Annotated in this window: 15 protein-coding genes and 1 riboswitch; of the genes, 12 read left to right on the top strand and 3 right to left on the bottom strand. The window is 38.4% G+C overall.

The features are described 5' to 3' along the window. Window positions 1–91: 91 nt before the first annotated feature. Window positions 92–673 carry a DUF305 domain-containing protein gene (locus FJQ98_RS22835; RefSeq protein WP_053597135.1) on the top strand — a complete coding sequence of 194 codons (582 nt, stop codon included), beginning with the start codon at window positions 92–94 and terminating at the stop codon, window positions 671–673. A gap of 265 nt (window positions 674–938) precedes the next feature. On the opposite strand, the gene FJQ98_RS22830 is transcribed toward FJQ98_RS22835, so the two are convergent. Beyond that, entirely contained in the window at window positions 939–1,541 is a 603-nt protein-coding gene (locus FJQ98_RS22830; RefSeq protein WP_053597134.1) for a metallophosphoesterase family protein, read from the bottom strand. A 408-nt stretch (window positions 1,542–1,949) separates the two neighbouring features. On the opposite strand from FJQ98_RS22830, the gene FJQ98_RS22825 reads away from it, so the two are divergent. The 9 genes from FJQ98_RS22825 (at window position 1,950) to FJQ98_RS22785 (ending at window position 15,057) form a co-directional block, all read left to right on the top strand. Then, window positions 1,950–3,446, top strand: coding sequence for a class I adenylate-forming enzyme family protein (locus FJQ98_RS22825; protein WP_053597133.1), 1,497 nt, complete (start codon window positions 1,950–1,952; stop codon window positions 3,444–3,446). A 223-nt stretch (window positions 3,447–3,669) separates the two neighbouring features. Next, entirely contained in the window at window positions 3,670–4,653 is a 984-nt protein-coding gene (locus tag FJQ98_RS22820; protein WP_053597132.1) for a C39 family peptidase, read from the top strand. Between the two features lie 226 nt (window positions 4,654–4,879). Further along, window positions 4,880–6,109 carry a carboxylate--amine ligase gene (locus FJQ98_RS22815; protein ID WP_053597131.1) on the top strand — a complete coding sequence of 410 codons (1,230 nt, stop codon included), beginning with the start codon at window positions 4,880–4,882 and terminating at the stop codon, window positions 6,107–6,109. Then, on the top strand, window positions 6,109–6,810 hold the full coding sequence (gene cuyB, locus FJQ98_RS22810; RefSeq protein WP_053597130.1) for a cysteate racemase: 702 nt from the start codon (window positions 6,109–6,111) through the stop codon (window positions 6,808–6,810). The genes FJQ98_RS22815 and cuyB overlap by 1 nt, the downstream gene beginning before the upstream one ends. 346 nt (window positions 6,811–7,156) lie before the next feature. Then, entirely contained in the window at window positions 7,157–8,305 is a 1,149-nt protein-coding gene (locus FJQ98_RS22805; protein WP_053597129.1) for a DEAD/DEAH box helicase, read from the top strand. A 1-nt stretch (window position 8,306) separates the two neighbouring features. Beyond that, a complete protein-coding gene (locus FJQ98_RS22800; protein WP_053597128.1) occupies window positions 8,307–9,536 on the top strand; it encodes an aminopeptidase in 1,230 nt (409 codons plus the stop codon). A 22-nt stretch (window positions 9,537–9,558) separates the two neighbouring features. Then, complete coding sequence (locus tag FJQ98_RS22795; RefSeq protein WP_053597127.1) at window positions 9,559–10,470, top strand: SGNH/GDSL hydrolase family protein; 912 nt, start codon at window positions 9,559–9,561, stop codon at window positions 10,468–10,470. Window positions 10,471–10,822: 352 nt separating this feature from the next. Next, on the top strand, window positions 10,823–11,980 hold the full coding sequence (locus FJQ98_RS22790; RefSeq protein ID WP_053597126.1) for an exonuclease SbcCD subunit D: 1,158 nt from the start codon (window positions 10,823–10,825) through the stop codon (window positions 11,978–11,980). Continuing rightward, window positions 11,977–15,057 carry an AAA family ATPase gene (locus tag FJQ98_RS22785; RefSeq protein ID WP_201406550.1) on the top strand — a complete coding sequence of 1,027 codons (3,081 nt, stop codon included), beginning with the start codon at window positions 11,977–11,979 and terminating at the stop codon, window positions 15,055–15,057. Before FJQ98_RS22790 ends, FJQ98_RS22785 begins: the two co-directional genes overlap by 4 nt. 213 nt (window positions 15,058–15,270) lie before the next feature. Here the strand turns inward: FJQ98_RS22785 and FJQ98_RS22780 are convergent, their stop codons facing one another. Then, window positions 15,271–15,603: a magnetosome magnetite crystal formation protein family gene (locus FJQ98_RS22780; RefSeq protein WP_053597124.1), complete on the bottom strand. Its 333-nt coding sequence runs from the start codon at window positions 15,601–15,603 to the stop codon at window positions 15,271–15,273. 124 nt (window positions 15,604–15,727) lie between these two features. Beyond that, a riboswitch (TPP riboswitch) is annotated at window positions 15,728–15,835 on the top strand. A 169-nt stretch (window positions 15,836–16,004) separates the two neighbouring features. On the opposite strand from FJQ98_RS22780, the gene thiT reads away from it, so the two are divergent. Both thiT and map read left to right on the top strand, forming a co-directional pair. After that, entirely contained in the window at window positions 16,005–16,565 is a 561-nt protein-coding gene (gene thiT, locus FJQ98_RS22775) for an energy-coupled thiamine transporter ThiT (RefSeq protein ID WP_053597123.1), read from the top strand. Between the two features lie 506 nt (window positions 16,566–17,071). Continuing rightward, window positions 17,072–17,827: a type I methionyl aminopeptidase gene (gene map / locus FJQ98_RS22770; protein WP_053597122.1), complete on the top strand. Its 756-nt coding sequence runs from the start codon at window positions 17,072–17,074 to the stop codon at window positions 17,825–17,827. A 22-nt stretch (window positions 17,828–17,849) separates the two neighbouring features. On the opposite strand, the gene FJQ98_RS22765 is transcribed toward map, so the two are convergent. Continuing rightward, complete coding sequence (locus tag FJQ98_RS22765) at window positions 17,850–18,563, bottom strand: hypothetical protein (RefSeq protein ID WP_053597121.1); 714 nt, start codon at window positions 18,561–18,563, stop codon at window positions 17,850–17,852. Window positions 18,564–18,682 lie beyond the last annotated feature (119 nt).

Genomic DNA, 18,682 nt, shown 5'->3' with positions numbered 1-18,682 from the left:
TACTCTTACGAAACAATAGAGATCGGTTGGTACAATTGTCTACCGCACAACAACCTATCGGACATATATTACTCTGAAAGGAGTGTGTCTAATGACTAAACCAATTGAACTCAGTAATGTAACACAGGCTTATTTAGAGGAATACCAAAGGATCCTCGATAAAATGATTCAGGGCATGACCTATGTGACCATTACATGTAGTGTTTCAGAAAATTTTATTAAGCAAATAATACCGCATCAAGTAGCTGCAATTAAAATGTCAGAAAATGTTTTACGATACACAACTAATATACCCGTGCAAAATCTCGCATTAGAAATAATAGCAACAAGTACAGAAACCGTTGAATGTCTAGAAGCGATACAAAATAGATGCTGTATCGTGCAAAATTCGGAATATGAATTATACGAATATATGTGTGCATTTAAAGAAATTACCGAAGCAATGTTCAAAGCTATGAGTTTACCACCAGTTTCCAATAACATTAATATAAACTATCTTCGAGAGATGATTGTTCATCATCAGGGAGGAGTTCGACTAGCGCAAAACGTTTTAAGGTTCTGTATTTGCCAAGAATTAATACCGATCCTTCGAAATATGATTCAAACTATGTGCGATCGTATTTGTGAAATGGAAAAATTACTGGATGCTTTAAAGGATTGCGAAAATTGCTAATTTGTCCCATGCTTTGTTACAAAGGACATTTGCGAAATGAAAAAACGCTAGAATCGAGGTCGATTTTAGCGTTTTTTTTTGAATAAGATGTATATCAGTGAAGTGGAAAATTGTCGATCAAGAGTACTAAATGGGCTCTTAAACTAATGATGATCGTTGATTTTTCACGGAGAGTGGCGACTTTTGCGGGATGAACTTGCGCTGAAAGCCCCGCAGGAACGAGCTTCCTTTAATCAGGAAGCCTTTTTTCTTTCGCAAGTAAGCTTTAAACACTAGCCTTCTCAACAGAAGGAGCACACATAAATGTTACTGTTCGTTTATCACTATCATAGAGACACCACTCACGGTGATTGACAACTGAACCAACATTAATGCCGTACTGCTTTTCTTGTAATGCGATTGGTTGGCCAAAGCGAATACGAATAGGTAACTTTTTATTGCGATGATAAAGACCAGATTCATGACTATGTCCGAAGAAAAGAAGCGATTTTTTGAATGGCGGAAATGTAGGCTGCCATGTCACATTCCATTGAAATTGATGTCCATGCATAAGTGTTGCACCATCAATCTCCATTGTTTCAGGCAGCTCTGTAAAACGTTCGATGCCAGTTACATGTGTAATACGCTCCTCCTGATTACCACGAATAGAGGGGAATGTTAGTAAGTTTTCAAAATCATTTTCCACTATCGCAGCTTTTTGTAGCGGTAAACCCGACATTGTTTGTGCCTTTTTCTTACTTACAGTACATTCATATAAATCACCTAATCCCAATACCCTTGCCTCTTTCGCAGTTTGCTGAATATGGGCTAGAACTGCCTTAGTATCTTCTAAATTAGAATGTAAATCTCCTAAAAGTGCGTACAGCATTTTAACCAGACCTTTCCTAAAAATAATTGTACAAACATCATACACCTAACAGAAATTGATAGAAAAGTAAAATGTCTGGTTCATCACCAAAAGTTGTGGATGACATTTTTTAAATATATGCCCTGTATATTAGTTGATTGGAGTGGAGGCTGGGCGACTCCTTGAGGATCAGCGGCTCAACGGACACCCCCAGTCGGAACGGAAATCAACTACACGTTATGATGATGAACCAAATGTCTAAGTATATTTTGTTATGGATTTGTCATATTTTTGAATGTGTAGAAAAATTGCTAACTTTTTTATAGCTTGATAAAATATAATTGTAATTTTCTGAAATTTATAATTAGATTAATAGTTTGTCTACACGGTATCAAGGTTAGGAATAATTAAAAATTTGGGGGGCTTTTGATGACGATGTTAATGACAGAAATTGTTCAAAAATACGCTATACAACAACCAAAAGGAGTTGCAACGTTATACGATGGAAAAAAGATGAGCTATAGCGATTTTTATAAACGTGTAGAAAATTTTGCAGCGTACTTACAAGAGCAAGGTTTTGAAAAAGATGATGTGATTGCATTATACACGCTTAATTCAGATTTATTTTTAATTGCTTATATCGGTGTACAGTTAGCGGGCTATGTTGTCATGCCTATTAATACAAAATTAGCAGCTCCAGAGGTCGAATTTATTTTTAATCATTCAGAAGCTAAAGGACTTATTTATGATGAGAGATTAGAAGATGTACTTGCAAATATTTCATATCCGTTTCAACATATTGTAGGGTTTAAAGAAATGAAAGAGGTAATTGTGAACTATACAGGTCAAAGAAAAGCTGTCAAATTGGAACCTCATGATACAGCAGTTGTTATGTATACTTCTGGTACGACCGGTAAACCAAAAGGAGTTATGCTAACTCACCAAAATATCGTATCAACTGCGGATATATGGTCGTCATCTATGGATATGACCAATGAGGATAGAATGTTTATTTGTACGCCTTTATTTCATTGTGCAGGGCTTCATGTATTTGCGATGCCGATGTTTTATAAAGGTGGTACTGTTGTGATAGAAGAGGCTTTTTCTCCGACAAATACATTAGAACAGCTTGCCTCAACAGCTGCGACAATTTTCTTTGGTGTTCCGTCAATGTATACAATTATTTTAAATACACCTAACTTTAAGGAACATGCATTTAAAAATTTACGTTTATTATGTTACGGGGCAGCACCGATGCCTTATGAGCTTGTGAAGCAAGTGAAAGAGACATTCCCTAATGTGAAAGTACAAAACCTGTATGGACAAACTGAAAATTCTCCTGCGGCAACTTCCCTTTTAGATGCTGATGCATTGACAAAGATTGGCTCAGTGGGAAAACCATTAACACAGACAAACGTACGTGTTGTCGATAGCTATGGTGAATCTGTGCCAGCAGGTGGGGTAGGAGAAATTTGTGTTAGAGGACCACAGGTGATGAAAGGCTATTTACGCAATCCTGAAGAAACAGCGAGAGCAATTAAAGACGGCTGGCTTTATTCAGGAGATTTAGGGCGTTTTGATGAAGAAGGCTATCTCTATATTGTAGATCGTAAAAAGGATATGATCATTCGTGGTGGCGAAAATATTTATCCTATCGAGGTAGAAGAGGTTTTATATCAGTTACCAGAAATTTTAGAAGCAGCAGTTGTAGGTTTACCACATGAAGTATATGGTGAAGTTCCGAAAGCGTTTGTCGTCTTGAAGGAAGGAAAGTCCCTCGATGAAGAGGCAATATTGGCTTATTGTCGGACTCAGCTTGCGAAATATAAAGTGCCACATGAAATTGAATTTTTAGTAGAATTGCCACGTAATGCATCGGGTAAAGTTTTGAAACATACATTGCGTCCAAAAGTAAGCACGCGCTAAATTGAACGTGTAAAATGTTTGGTGAAACTCGAAAGTAGCAAAACTAGTAAAACCTTGAATGAGCGTTATTTAGAGCCAATGAATAGGGCTACGACCTCACATATAAAGGGTGAATTCATTAAAATAGGAACGTCTATGAAATTAGCGTATAATAGAGTCTACGACAAATTGAAATAATAGAATTGAAGTTTTGTCTTCAAACAAGATAGGAGCGGAATTTGTCTTGTGGACGGGGTATAAACGCCTTTTACTAATAGGTATTATGATAATCATGCTACTTTCGAGTTGCAATCAGTTTTCACAGCAAAGGCAAAAGAGTGAATTAACTGTGTTAACGGTAGAGTTTAATAGTGGTGCACCAATTCCTAACCTTTACATAACTGCCACAGATATAAAGTCAGGTGAAGTAGTGGAGGATGCGGTTGGTTCAGAAGAGGGCGAAGCAAAATTTTCGAAACTTATAGAGGGTCGGGAATATGCTATTGCTGCAACTACGCTTGAAAATAGTACGAAAAATGATGGCTATACGACAATCGAACATTTTACGTATGATGCGACGAAGCCATATTATCGATTGCAAACACATTTTTCAAGGGACGAGCAGGAGCTAGATGTACCAGTGGTTATGCAAAATCCTGAACTACCGCATGGCTGTGAAATTACATCGTTGACAGCTGTATTAAATTATTATGGTATGAATGTTACGAAGCTTGAAATGGCTGATAACTATTTACCAAAGCAAGATATACGTACGGTAGACGGACAACGTTTTGGTCCAAATCCAGCACAGGCTTTTGCAGGTAATCCTCGTGATAAAGCACACGGTATGTATGTCTTTGCAGCTCCGATTGTAAAGGCGGCAGAAGCAGTAATAGCCGATAAACAGGCAGATTTACGTGTCACAAATATGAGCAATGCCTCACAGGACGAAATTTTACAGCTTGTCCGAGAGGGAGTACCAGTTGTGACATGGGTGACATTGGATTTATCAGCATCAAAACCAAGTTCGGCTAGGGGCTGGATATATGAAGGTGAAACAGAGCCACGTGCCGCGTATATGAACTTGCATGCTGTTGTCTTAACTGGGCATTTAGGTGATAAAGTAGTTGTCATGGACCCATTAAAAGGCTTTGTTACTTATAATGTGGATCAATTCTTTAAAAGCTATCGAGAGTTAGGTAAACAAGCTGTAGCAGTTCATAAATGACTTCAACGAGAGTTATAAGGAGTACAAGGAAAGTATGTTACACTAAAAAAAAGGCTCATCACCAAAAATTGGGGATGACATTTGTTAAATAGTATGCCATGTATATAAGTTGATTGACGTGAAGGCTGGTTGACTCCTTGGAATCCCCAGGAAAGCGCTCAGTCGGAACAGAAATCAACCCCGCGTTATGGTGAGAGCCTAAAAAAGCTAAAGTGAGTTGAGTAGAATGGCCATTGAGCACGCTTTTTTACCGATTTTATTAGGAGATGAAATGAATGCTTACGGTATGGCAAGAGCATTTTACGAATCCTATGGCGTTAAACCACTTGCATTAAATCATATAAATATGGAAAAAATACAACAGAGTGATTTATTAACATTTCGTGAAGTACCAAGACTCCATATTGAAGAACGTTTTGTCGTTGCTTTAAAGGCAATTGCAGAGGAATTTGCAGATAAAAAGCTACTGTTATTAGCCTGCGATGAATTTTATGTAAAAAAAATTGTGCAACATAAAGAGGAGCTAGCTCAGTATTTTGTCGTTCCTTATGTGGATGCAAACCTTGCTAACGAGCTTTTAACGCGTGAGAGTATGTATGAACTTTGTGCGAAGTTCGGCTTTCACTATCCGGCAACGCATGTTTGCACCGTTAATGATTACGAGGAATTTGACATCCCTTTTGAATACCCAGTTGTCATTAAACCTTTGAATATGACAAAGTATGCTACATGTATTTTTCCAGGCAAGAAAAAAGTGTATATTGCAAAAGATAACGACGAAAAGGATGCTATTTTCCATGCTATTTATAAGGAATCGGCATACCGAGATGACTTAATGGTACAGCAATATATTCCTGGCGAAGATGCTCATATGTGTGTCGTAAATGCTTATGTTGGGCAAGATAGTAAGGTAAAGCTGCTATCTGTAGGTAACCCTATTTTAGAGGAGCATTCTCCAGAGGGGATTGGGCGCTATGTAGCCATAATGACAGCATACGATAAAGACTTAATGGACCGCGTGAAATTGATTTTAGAGGAAATACGATTCCAAGGCTTTGCCACGTTTGATATGAAGTATGATGAACGTGACGGTCAATATAAGCTATTAAGTATTGAATTACATAATGAGCTTTCAAATTATTATGTGACAGCAAGTGGCTATAATTTAATGCAATATGTTGCGGATGATTTTATCCGCGGAAGCAAGCAACAGCTAACTTATGTTCAGAACAAGCATCTTTGGACAATTGTGCCGAATGGTGTCCTCTTTAAATATGTACAAAATGAACAGCTTGTGATTGAAGCGAAAAGTCTTATTCGCCAAGGAATGGCTACGGATTCCATCTTTAATTATAAGGATATGAATGCGAAGCGTTGGTTGAATATAACGCTAGATAATTTAAGCTTTTATCGCCAATATAAGAAATATTTTAACAACAAAGGTCTGTCAAACTAATGAAAAAACAAACTTTAGGTATAATTGGTGGCGTTGGTCCACTTGCAACGATGTTTATCGGAGAAATGATTGTAAGACGTACGAAGGCAACGAAGGATCAGGAGCATCTACATACAATTATCGATAACGATACGAATATCCCTGATCGTACTGCTTTTATTTTAGATAATACAAAGGAAAATCCAGTTCCAGTGATAGTTACAGATGCAAAAAAACTTGCTTCTGTTGGGGCAGATGTGATTGCTATTCCATGTAATACGGCACATACCTTTTATGACGAGATCATTGAAGGCTCTCCCGTTCCCGTATTACATATGATTCGTGAAACTGCAAAGCGTGCCTATGATTTAGGGGCAGAGCGTGTCGGTATTTTAGCGACAACAGGCACATTAACTTCACGCATGTATCAAGATGCTTTAGAGGAATATGGCATTACACCAGTTGTCCCAGACGATATAATGAAAGAAAAAGTCATGTCTATTATTTACGATTATGTAAAGGCTGGAAAGGATGTCTCTCAGGAGGATTGGTTGCCGATAGAAGAGGCAATGCTTGCACTTAATTGTGATCGTATCGTGTTAGGATGTACAGAATTATCTATCGTCAATCGAGATTTAAAGTTAAGTGATAAATATATCGACTCGTTAATTGTTTTAGCAGAACGTGCTATTTTAGCATGTGGCTATGAAATAGTAGATTAACAATTGAATTAACCAAATAAAAATCTGCTCGCATTTTTGTGGGTAAGCCGTAAACCTTCAAAGCAGCTCAAATGTCTGTGAGGGCTTGAAGGCTTACAAATCCCGTGCATAAATCGAGCAGATTTTTTTATTGTTAGGATCACCAAAGACATAGTTTTCGTCTAGGCTAAAGCGCAACATCCCTAAGGTCGCTTTGATCCCTCGAGCCGGTTGTAAACGAGTACTTTAGCGCATTGTACTTAGGGTAGATTATTGAAACGATTATACAATGGTTTACGTACATATGAAGTAGGAAAATGATTAGTGTGTTAAACTAATGTCAAGCAGATAGAAGGTGGGAAATTACATGTCAGTAATAAATTTATTAAATGAAGATTTACAAGCAAAATGGAAATTTGAAGAGCCGATGAAAATTCAAGACGAAATGATTCCAGCAATGCTTGAGGGCAATGATATTGTAGCCGAATCACCAACAGGGTCGGGGAAGACTTTAGCGTATGTACTTCCTTTACTAAATAAAGTAAACGGCTCAAAAAAACAAACACAAGGACTTATCGTAGCCCCATCACAGGAACTAGCAATGCAAATTGTAGAGGTTATCCGTGAATGGACAGCAGGTTCTGATATTACGGTTCAACAACTAATTGGTGGCGCAAACTCTGCACGTCAAATCGAAAAGTTAAAGAAAAAACCGACGATTGTTGTAGGAACACCAGGCCGATTAAACGAATTAGCACGCGCTGGGAAATTAAAGCTAAAAGAAATTGAAACAGTTATTTTAGATGAGTGCGATCAGTTACTAAGTCGTGAATATCGTGTTGTCGTAAAATCCTTTATCGAAAATTCAGCATTTGGGCGACAAGTAGTTGTTGTTTCAGCAACAATTACGGAAGAAATTGAATTAGTGGCTAGTCGTATGATGTTCGAGCCAGTACGCTTCAAGATTAAACCTGAAGATATGTTAAAGGTTGGTAAAGTTGTGCACTCTTTCGTGAAAGTTGAGGAGCGAGATAAAACCGATTTCCTACGCCGACTATCGCATACAGAAGGATTACGTGCATTAGCTTTCGTCAACAATATCGATCAATTGCTGATGAAAGAAACGAAATTACAATACCGTTCGGCACCGATAGTAACATTACACTCTGACATGAAAAAAGAAGAACGTAAAAAGGCGTTAGATGCATTCCGTAAAGGAGATGCGCGTATTTTAATTGCTACAGATATTGCTGCACGTGGTTTAGATATTGCAGGTTTAACACATGTTATTCATGTCGATGTCCCAAGAACAATTGAGCAATATTTGCATCGTTCTGGCCGTACAGGTCGTGCCGGAGCAGATGGTGAAGTATTGACGTTATTATCTTATCGTGATGAAAAAACGTATAAAAAATGGACAAGGGAAATTCCTGGCAAGCCTGTCCAAAAAATATGGCATGATGGCGAGCTAGTGGAAGGAAATTCAAAAACAATTGGACAAAAGCGAGGTAAATAATATGACTTTTGAAGAAAAATTACAAGCATATGCAGAACTTGCGGTAAAAGTCGGTGTCAATATTCAACCAGGGCAATACTTATTAGTCAATACATCAGTGGATGCACTAGATTTCGCCCGTTTAGTTGTGAAAGAGGCTTATAAAGCTGGGGCAGGACGTGTTCATGTTAATTTTTCAGATGATGAAATGGATCGTGCTTATTTTGAGCATGCCTCAGATGAAGAGTTTAATCGTTTCCCAGAATGGGTAGTCAAAATGCGAGATGAGCTGATCGAACGTAAAGGGGCACTATTATGGATAGACGCCGCAGATCCAGATAAATTGACTGGTATTCCAGCGGACCGTCTAGCAACACATCAAAAGGTGTCAGGAGCTGCACTGAAAAACTATCGCAACGCCGTGATGAAGGATTTGATAGCTTGGTCTATCGTTGCCGTCCCTTCACCAAAGTGGGCATCGAAAGTATTCCCGAACTTAGCAGCTGGGGAACAAGTACCAGCATTATGGGAGGCCATTTTTAAAACTGTTCGTATCGGTGAAGGCAATGCTGTTGAAAACTGGCGTGAACACGTAGTAAATTTAGAATCTCGTGCGGCCCTACTGAACAATAAAAAATATGCAAAGCTTCACTATACAGCGCCAGGTACTGATTTAACAATTGCCTTAGCGCCACAGCATAAATGGCTTACTGGAGGTAGTAAAACGCCAGATGATACTATCTTTATTGCTAATATGCCGACAGAAGAGGTTTATACGTTACCGATGAAACAAGGTGTAAATGGCTATGTAAGCAATACAAAACCATTAGTTTATCAAGGGAATATTATCGATGGCTTTAAACTGACATTTGAAGAAGGAAAAATTGTTAAGGCTGAAGCACAGGTAGGCCATGATTTATTACAGGAGCTTATTAATGTAGATGAAGGCTCTTGCTATTTAGGTGAGGTCGCACTTGTACCGCATGAATCACCAATTTCTGCATCGGAGATTTTATATTTCAATACATTATTTGATGAAAATGCATCGAACCATTTAGCGATTGGTGAAGCTTATCCAACTTGCTTAGAGGGCGGAAGAGATTTAGAAAACGGACAGCTTGAAGCGTTAGGTGCAAATATTTCAGTAACACATGAGGACTTTATGATTGGCAGCGGTGAGATGGACATTGACGGGATTTTACCAGATGGAACTGTAGAGCCAATTTTCCGCAAAGGTAGCTGGGCTTTTTAAGTAAAGAAAAGGAGCTGGGCAGATGAAACGATTACTAATCATAATTGGTGCAGCAATATTTATGATGGCATTAGGTGTTTCATCTGCTTTTGCTCAGACTGAAAACTACTTGTCCATTGGAGATTCCTTAGCAGCTGGTCAAACACCTTATCAACAGATTGATACAGGCTATAGTGATTTAATCGCCATGAGATTGGGAATGACTGGGCAATTGAGTGTCTACACGAAGGAGCTAGCTTTCCCAGGCTTTACAACAGATGATGTCTTGAAACGAGTAAAATCAGAGGAAGCAAGTGACTTATTAGCTGATGCAACACTGATTACAATTTCGGCAGGTGCTAATGATTTACTGCGACTAGTGCAGGTCAATCCAAGTGCTGGTACATTAGCCTTTTCACAGCTACAAACTGATTATGCATTAAACGTTGCCAGAAAAAATATGGTAGAGATTTTAGAGGAATTGAAAGTGCGAGCACCTAAATCAAAGGTCTATGTTATGGGCTATTATTTTGCTTACCCAAATGTTCACGCTACGCAAAAAGAAGGAACAAATGCACAGCTTATAAAGTTAAATACGATTTTACAGCAACAGGCAGAGCATGCTGGAGCAACCTATGTAGATGTGTATAATGCTTTTGGGTTAAACGCTACGAACCTTTTACCGAATATTTCTGATGTACATCCAAATTTTGAAGGCTACCGCCAAATGGCCAATGCATTTTTAAATGGGTATAGTGGAAGTAAAGCTCTAGCCATTTCTTCAAACGAATTGCCAAAGCCTAAACCTATATCATTTGAACAGATTTTAGAACAACAAGAGAAGGCTGAGAAGAAACAAGAAGAAAAAGAAAAGCCAACTCCTACTGCACGCACCATCCAAGGTTTTAAAGGATATGCTGCTTTTATGGAAAAGGTTAGAGCAATTCGGTCATAATGAACATTTCAATATTAAATATTTACAACAGGGCATCGGCAATGATGCTCTTTTTTATGTAAATCGATAAAGTGACGGATAGAACAGTCAGAACGACGGAAAGAATCCTTGAAGCGACGGATAGAACAGTCGAAGAAACGGAAAGAATCCTCGGAGCGAAGGATAGAACCGGAGTGACGGATAGAATTCCCAGAACGAAGGATAGAATCGACGCCCTCAGGAAAACGCCCAGTCGAAACGGAAATCAACCCCTATTATGGTTAGGAGCCTCATTATAATTTTCAAACTAATAAAAGGAAAAACAATCAATCCATCAGCCGTGATAAAATAAAATAGACAGGAGGCGCAAAGAATGAAAATATTTCATACAGCAGATTGGCATTTAGGGAAACTTGTACAAGGTGTCTACATGACGGAAGATCAACACTATATTTTACAGCAATTTATGCTAGCCATTGATGAGGAAAAACCGGATGTAATCATTATAGCAGGTGATTTATATGACCGTTCGATGCCCCCTATAGAGGCAGTTAATTTACTAAATGATATTTTTGCAGAAATTGTACTTGAGAAGAAAATTCCTGTGTTAGCAGTTGCTGGGAACCACGATAGTGCAGGTCGATTGAATTTTGGAAGTAGTTTAATGAGCGATAGTGGCTTACATATTAAAGGTCAATTTACGAAAGACCATGCACCGATAGTTTTACATGATGAGGATGGGGAAGTGCATTTTCATCTCGTACCATATGCAGAGCCAGCTTCAGTGCGCACTATATTAGAGGATGATTCTATTCGCTCTCATCAAGATGCAATGGAAAAAATTATCGACCATATTGCACAATGTATGGATACGACAAAACGTAATGTTTTTGTTGGACATGCCTTTGTGACGAAGTATGGCGAAGAGGAAGTAAATACTAGTGATTCAGAGCGACCTCTATCCATAGGAGGCTCGGATTGTATAAATGCAACGTTATTTAAGCCTTTTAACTACACGGCACTTGGGCATTTACATAAAGCCCATTTTGTGTTGAATGAAACGATTCGATATGCTGGTTCTCCATTGAAGTATTCTTTATCTGAGCATTTACATGAGAAGGGCTTTTTAATAGTTGAGCTAGATACACAGGGAGAAATCACTGTCACAAAACGAAAGCTTATAGCGAGACGAGATTTACGTGTTGTAGAGGGCTTGATGGATGATTTATTGCAATTACCACCAAGTGATGATTATGTATTTGTACGCTTAACAGATACGACGTCAGTAGCTTCGCCGATGGAACGTATTCGTACAGTGTTTCCTCATGCCATGCATGTGGAGCGTAAAGTAATACGCCAAGAAATACCACATGAAATTCAAGCGATTGAAACGGAGAAGGTAGAAGACATCGATTTATTCCGATCATTTTTTACAGAAATAATTGGCATACAGCCTGATCAAGATACAGAGCGTCTATTTACAGAGATGCTACAAGAATTATTAGATGAGGAGCGGGAGACAGTAAAATGAAGCCTTTAAAGTTAACGATTACTGCATTCGGTCCATATAAAAATACAGAAGTTATTGATTTTCAACAGCTTGGTGAGCATCGCCTATTTGCGATTTCCGGGAAAACAGGTGCAGGGAAAACGACGATTTTTGATGCTATATGCTATGCACTTTACGGAGCAGGTAGCGGTGAAGATCGTCAGGATACTGCTATGCTTCGAAGCGGGTTTGCAGATGATGATGCGTATACTGCTGTGGAACTCGTTTTTGAAATGCATGATAGAGTCTATCAAATTTTACGTCAGCCAGGTCATATTAAAGCAAAAACAAAAAGTGTTACTGGCAAGAAAATTGAACTAGCTGAAATCAAAGGAGACACACTTGATTATAGTATTGTAGAAAAGCAGCAAACGCTTGAGGTAGATAAAAAGCTACAGGATATAATAGGCCTCACAAAGGATCAGTTTAGTCAAATTGTTATGCTGCCACAAGGTGAATTTCGCAAGCTGTTAACCTCAGATTCTACGAATAAAGAAGTAATTTTGCGCAAAATTTTTAAAACAGATCGCTTTGGTGCGATGACAAAAAGACTTGATGCGAAACGGAAAGAAGCTGAAAGTGATTTACTGCGTGCTCAACAATTAAAGGAACATCTTCTTGGTCAAATTGCAGGCGCTTTACCACAGCGTTCGTCATCTTTATTTACTTGCATTACTAATAATACCGAAAATATGCATCAGCTGAAGAAGGCTCTGGATGAGGAGCAGGTCTACTATACTGAATGTATACAAGTAGAACAGCAGCGCTATAAAGAAGCTTATTCACATCATCAAAAAGAACAAGAATATTATAGTATGGCGAAAACGCTAAATGAACAATTTGATGAGCAAACCAATCGTCAGAACCGTCTGCAGGCATTGCTACAAGAACAAGAGATATATAGTGCAAAAGAACGTGAAATTACATTGGCAGAGCAAGCAGAGCGACTTGTCATACTTGAGCAACAATGCATCGACTTACGTGCTGAACAAAATCATAAAGAACAATCCTATCAGCAAGCAATTATGGAGCAGCAAAACGCAGAAGCTCAGTTAAAAATAGCACAAGAGAAGTTTAACGTGGAAGAGGCGAAAGAGCCTGAACGTCAGCACGTTTTACAGCAAGAATTACAGCTGCAAGCATTATTGCCGAAATTTGAGGCGTATGAGAAAAACGTTCAGCAAATGCAAATAGCTGAGCAATATGTTGTAACAGCAAAGCGAGCCGTAGAAGATAATAGTACAATCGTAAAAAAAGAACAAATGCAATTTCAGCAAGTAACAACAACAATGGAACAATATGAAAAACAACTGGAGCCCTATGAGGGGTATTTAGAACAGCTGCCAAAGCTAAAAGAGCAAGTATCATTACTCGCGCAAGTTGAAAAATACACTAGAACAGTTGAGACTACGGAGCAGGATGTCTTCACTACTAATGTCCACTATCAAGAAAGTAAGCAGGCTCTTCAAGAGCTGGAGCAACAATGGATTACAAGCCAGGCAAGTATTTTAGCACAACAGCTGAAGGACGGGGAGCCTTGCCCAGTGTGCGGTAGTACAACACATCTTGAAACACATCGTGAGCAATTAGAGGTTATCGAATTAGCACAAGTAGAAGTTTTACGAGTAAAGGCAGCTACTGATGAGCGCAAGTTTTTAGAGAAAGAAGCTTTATTGAATTCTACAAAGCAACTTTTACATGAGGCGCTAGAGCAGTTAGAAACTAATGAGATTGATCAAGCAAATCAAGCGCAAATTGTAGCTTCCTTACAAAATGTAGAGCAACAAATTACAATCTTAAAAATAGTGAGCAATCAATTAGCTGATGTACGCATGCAACAAAAGGATCATCGTGCACGAATGGAGCAGCTACAAGAAAAGCAAATAAAGCTAGAGCAATATTTAGCTGAACAGACGAAGGAATTTACCAAACAACAAGCTATTGTGGAAGAACAACAAAAGCATATTCCAGAAAATCTTAAGACGTTACAAGCATTAAAGCAGGCGATTGCTGATATAGGTTCACACAAGGTTGCATTACAAACTGCATGGCATGCTAGCCAACAAAACCTACAATCAGCCAAGGAAGCAGCGAATAATGCCAAAATGGCAGTGGAAATAGCTAAACAGGCTTATGAGGAATTAAAGTTGAAAATGGACGAAAAGCGCGAGCAATTTTCAGTAAGCATGAAGGAAGCAGGCTTTGATAGCTATGAAGAATTTGCGGCTGCTAAGCGTAGCGTGTTGCAAATAGAGGCTTTACGGAAAGTTTGTAGTGATTATACTCTGCAAATACACACATTGCAGGTACAAATTACTGAGGGGACGAAGCATCTTAAAGGACAAGAGAAACAAGATTTAACGGTAATGGAAGAAAAGTTAGAGATGCTTCGTGTAACATATGAGGAAGCTTTTAAAGTATTGCAACAGATGGAAAGATTTGCGAAAGCTTGCGCAGACTTTATAGAAAAAGTTGAGGAAACGGAACAGGAGATACGCTCACTAGAAAAAGAAGCGGGACGAGTTAAGGAACTCTATGCAATGCTAAATGGTCAGAATACGAAAAAGCTGTCCTTTGAGCGTTATATTCAAATCAATTATTTAGATAAAATTACAGAGGCAGCGAATGTTCGTCTATATCATTTATCGAATGGTCAATTTGAGCTACGACGTTCGGATCGATTAGAAAAGCATGCAAAGCAAAGTGGGCTTGGGTTAGATGTATATGATGCCTATACGGATCAATTACGAGATGTGAAAACATTATCAGGTGGAGAAAAGTTTAATGCATCATTAAGTCTTGCCCTTGGTATGGCAGATGTGATTCAAAGCTTTCAAGGTAACATCCGCATTGAAACGATGTTTATTGATGAGGGCTTTGGTTCTCTCGATGAAGAAGCATTAAATAAGGCGATTGACACTCTCATTGATTTACAAGATTCTGGACGCATGATTGGTGTCATATCACACGTTGCAGAGCTAAAAGCTACAATGCCCGCAGTTCTGCATGTCGAAAAAACAATGAATGGTCATAGTCAAACATATTTTGAAGTGAAATAAAGTGAAAAGGCGTATCTCCGTTATATGGAAATACGCCCTTTTGTTATTTTTTAGTTACGTTAGGAGTCGTTCCTTTCTTTGTAGCGATTACTTTTTTTACAATTGGGATAACGATAGGTGCTAATTTTACGGCGGTTTTGACAACTTTAGATACTTTCATAAAATAACAGCTCCTTTAACTATTGGTACTATTTGTTTAGTTCGAATATAACATTATCGGATAACGCGAACAGCTTGAACAATATTCCAAATAAGAATTCCTATTGAAACGAGTAAGTAAATTGCGAATGAAGCAAACCAAATAATAAGAAAAGTACTGCTACTTGAATCTGGGTCAAAAGTGTTAAATGAAAAGGTTGAGATGACAAAGACTGCAAATAAGATAATTCCGAATCCGACTGGAATTAAATGTGATATTAGTGCTCGAATAGAGTGACTCTTTACGTAGCTATCTTTTGAAATAAAGTAAACAACTAATGGCACAATAAAAGGGGCGAAAAAAATACTGAGATAACTAAACGCAGATAAAATTTTTTGGTTCTCCATAGTTGTACCTCCTTTTTTAATATTTACGCATGAAAAACAGCAAAGTTTCAAAAAATAATGTGGAAGAGGTTGTAATCATAACAGTGTTTGCGTACAATGAGATTGTTCAAATAAATTAAGATGTAACGACCACAAGGGGAGCTGATGATGTCAGCTGAGACTGGGCACGTAATGCCTTGACTCTTTGAACCTGTAAGTTAACACTTGCGTAGGGATGTGGATAGAAACCGACACTTTTACGATGTGAGGCTCTGTCCTGGCATCGTTTTTTATCTTTATTCAGCTACTAAAAACATGATGAATGGAGATTAAGCCTTTTTGATGCCAGATAGGGACATATTTGCCAACAGTTTTCTATTCCTGCTCTTGTATCCTACATCGGAACAAAGGAGAGAATAATTATGGACAAAAAAAGACTTTTAATGCTTGTGGAAATTGCGATATTCGCAGCGATTGGCCTTGTGCTCGATCAGGTTTCCTTCCAAGTATGGGCACAAGGAGGCTCTGTTAGTCTAGTGATGGTGCCAATAATGTTAATGGCATTTCGTTGGGGTCTTATGCCAGGTCTGACAACAGGCTTACTTATTGGTGTTATGCAAACAATGTTTGGTGCCTTTATTATACATTGGCTTCAAGGATTACTCGATTATGGTGTTGCCTTCACAGTAGTTGGTTTAGCGGCCGTTGTTCGCCGACCAGTACTCGAGGCTGCTAAAAATTTAAACAAAAAGAAAATGGCACTTTATATTATTCTAGGAACTGTATTAGCAGGATTTTTACGATATGCAGCACATACCATTGCGGGCGCTGTATTTTTCTCAGAGTATGCTGGAGATCAAAATGCGTGGATTTATTCCATCATTTATAATGGAACATATATGCTACCAGCAACAATTTTAACAGCAATTGTGGGTGTTCTGTTATTCACAGCAGCTCCTCAATTAATGCAACGAAAATCATAACTATTATGCCCTTCACATGAGTGGAGGGTTTTTATTTTTATTAAATTGAATGTAGGATTGTTGCTTTTTTAGCTAGGTTAGGGATTGCGTATATTTATGTCATGCAAATAAGTTGATCTTCGTTACGACTGGGCGACTCCTTGGGGATCAGCGATAGAGGAACGAAGGCTAAAACCATCACATCCTGTGATAACGCCTTCGTGACCAACATCGGTGCCGCTGCCGCTTCGCTTTCGCGCAAAAAACATCTGTTGACCCGAGACCCTGGAGCGCAGCGGATGTTTTCTGTGCGAAAGCGTAGCGACAGCAACAACAAAAGCGGCTCATCGGACGCCCCCAGGAAAGCGCCCAGTCGGAACGGAAATCACCCCTACGTTACGGTAATGAGCCTATTTTCAGCACTTTACAATGTAAGATGGCATATAATATTTAAAGCGTTTAGCGTTTTATGCATAGAAAGTTATGTTATATTAAATAGTAGATATTAGATGAAAGGGACGTTAAAAATGATTGTAAAAACGCAAGAAGAGATTGAAGCCTTTAAAAAAATCGGCCGTATTTGTGCTGAAATTCGTGAAGCAATGCAGGCAGCTACAAAACCAGGTGTAACAACACTTGAGCTAGATGAAATTGCAGGCCGTATGTTTGCTGAAGCAGGAGCAGTTTCTGGACCTAAAGGGGAGTATGATTTCCCAGGATATACATGTATTAGTGTTAATGAGGAAGTGGCGCATGGTATTCCAGGTAAACGTGTGATTAAAGATGGAGATATCGTAAACATAGATGTATCTGGTTCATTAAATGGCTACTTTGCAGATACTGGCATTTCATTTGTAGTTGGTGAAGGCTACGAAGATAAAGAAAAGCTGTGTCGCGTAGCTAAAAGTGCTTTCGATCGAGCGATGACAAAAGTAAAAGCTGGATCAAAATTAAACCAAATCGGAAAAGCTGTTGAGCGTGAAGCATATGCCAACGATTTAACAGTGATTATGAACCTAACTGGTCACGGTTTAGGTCGTTCCTTACATGATGAGCCAAATCATATTTTAAATTATTATGATGCATGGGATTCTACAATTATGAAGGAAGGCATGGTGCTTGCCGTCGAGCCCTTCATCTCAGCGAAAGCGGAGCATATTGTGGAAGCTGGTGATGGCTGGACATTCATTACGCCAGACAAATCATTAGTTGCCCAAATTGAGCATTCAATTATCGTTACAAAAGATAAACCAATCATCTTAACGGCATTAGATGAAGAATAAAACTAAAATCCTGCTAACCAATTTATTTTTGGTAGGCAGGATTTTTTTTAATAAATAATATACCGACAAGTAGCACACCACATAAAAACAAGGCTGCCGTTGTCACAAGTAGCTCATCAAAACCATTATGTAACGCTACCCCAATATAGGACCAGATAAAAACACTTGGGTACATAATATCAAAATGATGGAATCGAATATGTAATGCGATTGCTACCCCAATTGTCAGTAAAATAACTGCCCAAAGTGGATTGCTAAGGCCAAAACCGTTCCATTCAAAAGATGTTAGCGTAAAGCTTACGTTTGTCATCAGTATAAATGTAACCCATGCGAAGTAAATCGAGAAGGGTAAACGACCTGAGGGTGAATTATCGCTGAGAGGGTACGTATTGTACAACAAAAATATATACACTACTAAAATAAACGTACTGCCAATTGACACGATAAATAATTCATGGTGCCAAACAACAATCGTTAGCGCCTGCATGATACATATGCTACTAAAGAGAACAGTCTGTTTAATAGATGTCTTTTTTATATTCATAACTAACCAATAACCAAGTAACATGTAAACCCCAATCCAAATCACATAACTAACATTAAAAGGTGCAAAAATTACAGGAAAACGATTTGAGATTTCTAGCGAAGATTGACCGTTTATTTTCATGAAAAAGGATGAAAAGGTTAGGATAAGTGAGACAATAAAAGATACTGTCATCAAAATAAACCGAGGCATGTTTTCCTCTCCCTTCGTGTTAAATTGTATAGGGAAAAGACAAATAAGTATAGGACTGTGACATTATTTATTTTCATTATAACGGAAATTTTCAACAATGTATCGTGTTGTTTCGCTAA

Origin of the sequence: Lysinibacillus agricola (assembly GCF_016638705.1) — a bacterium.
GTDB classification, from domain to species: Bacteria; Bacillota; Bacilli; order Bacillales_A; family Planococcaceae; genus Lysinibacillus; species Lysinibacillus agricola.
Note: the sequence above shows the minus strand (reverse complement) of the source record. Positions and strands in the feature narration are given on the sequence as shown.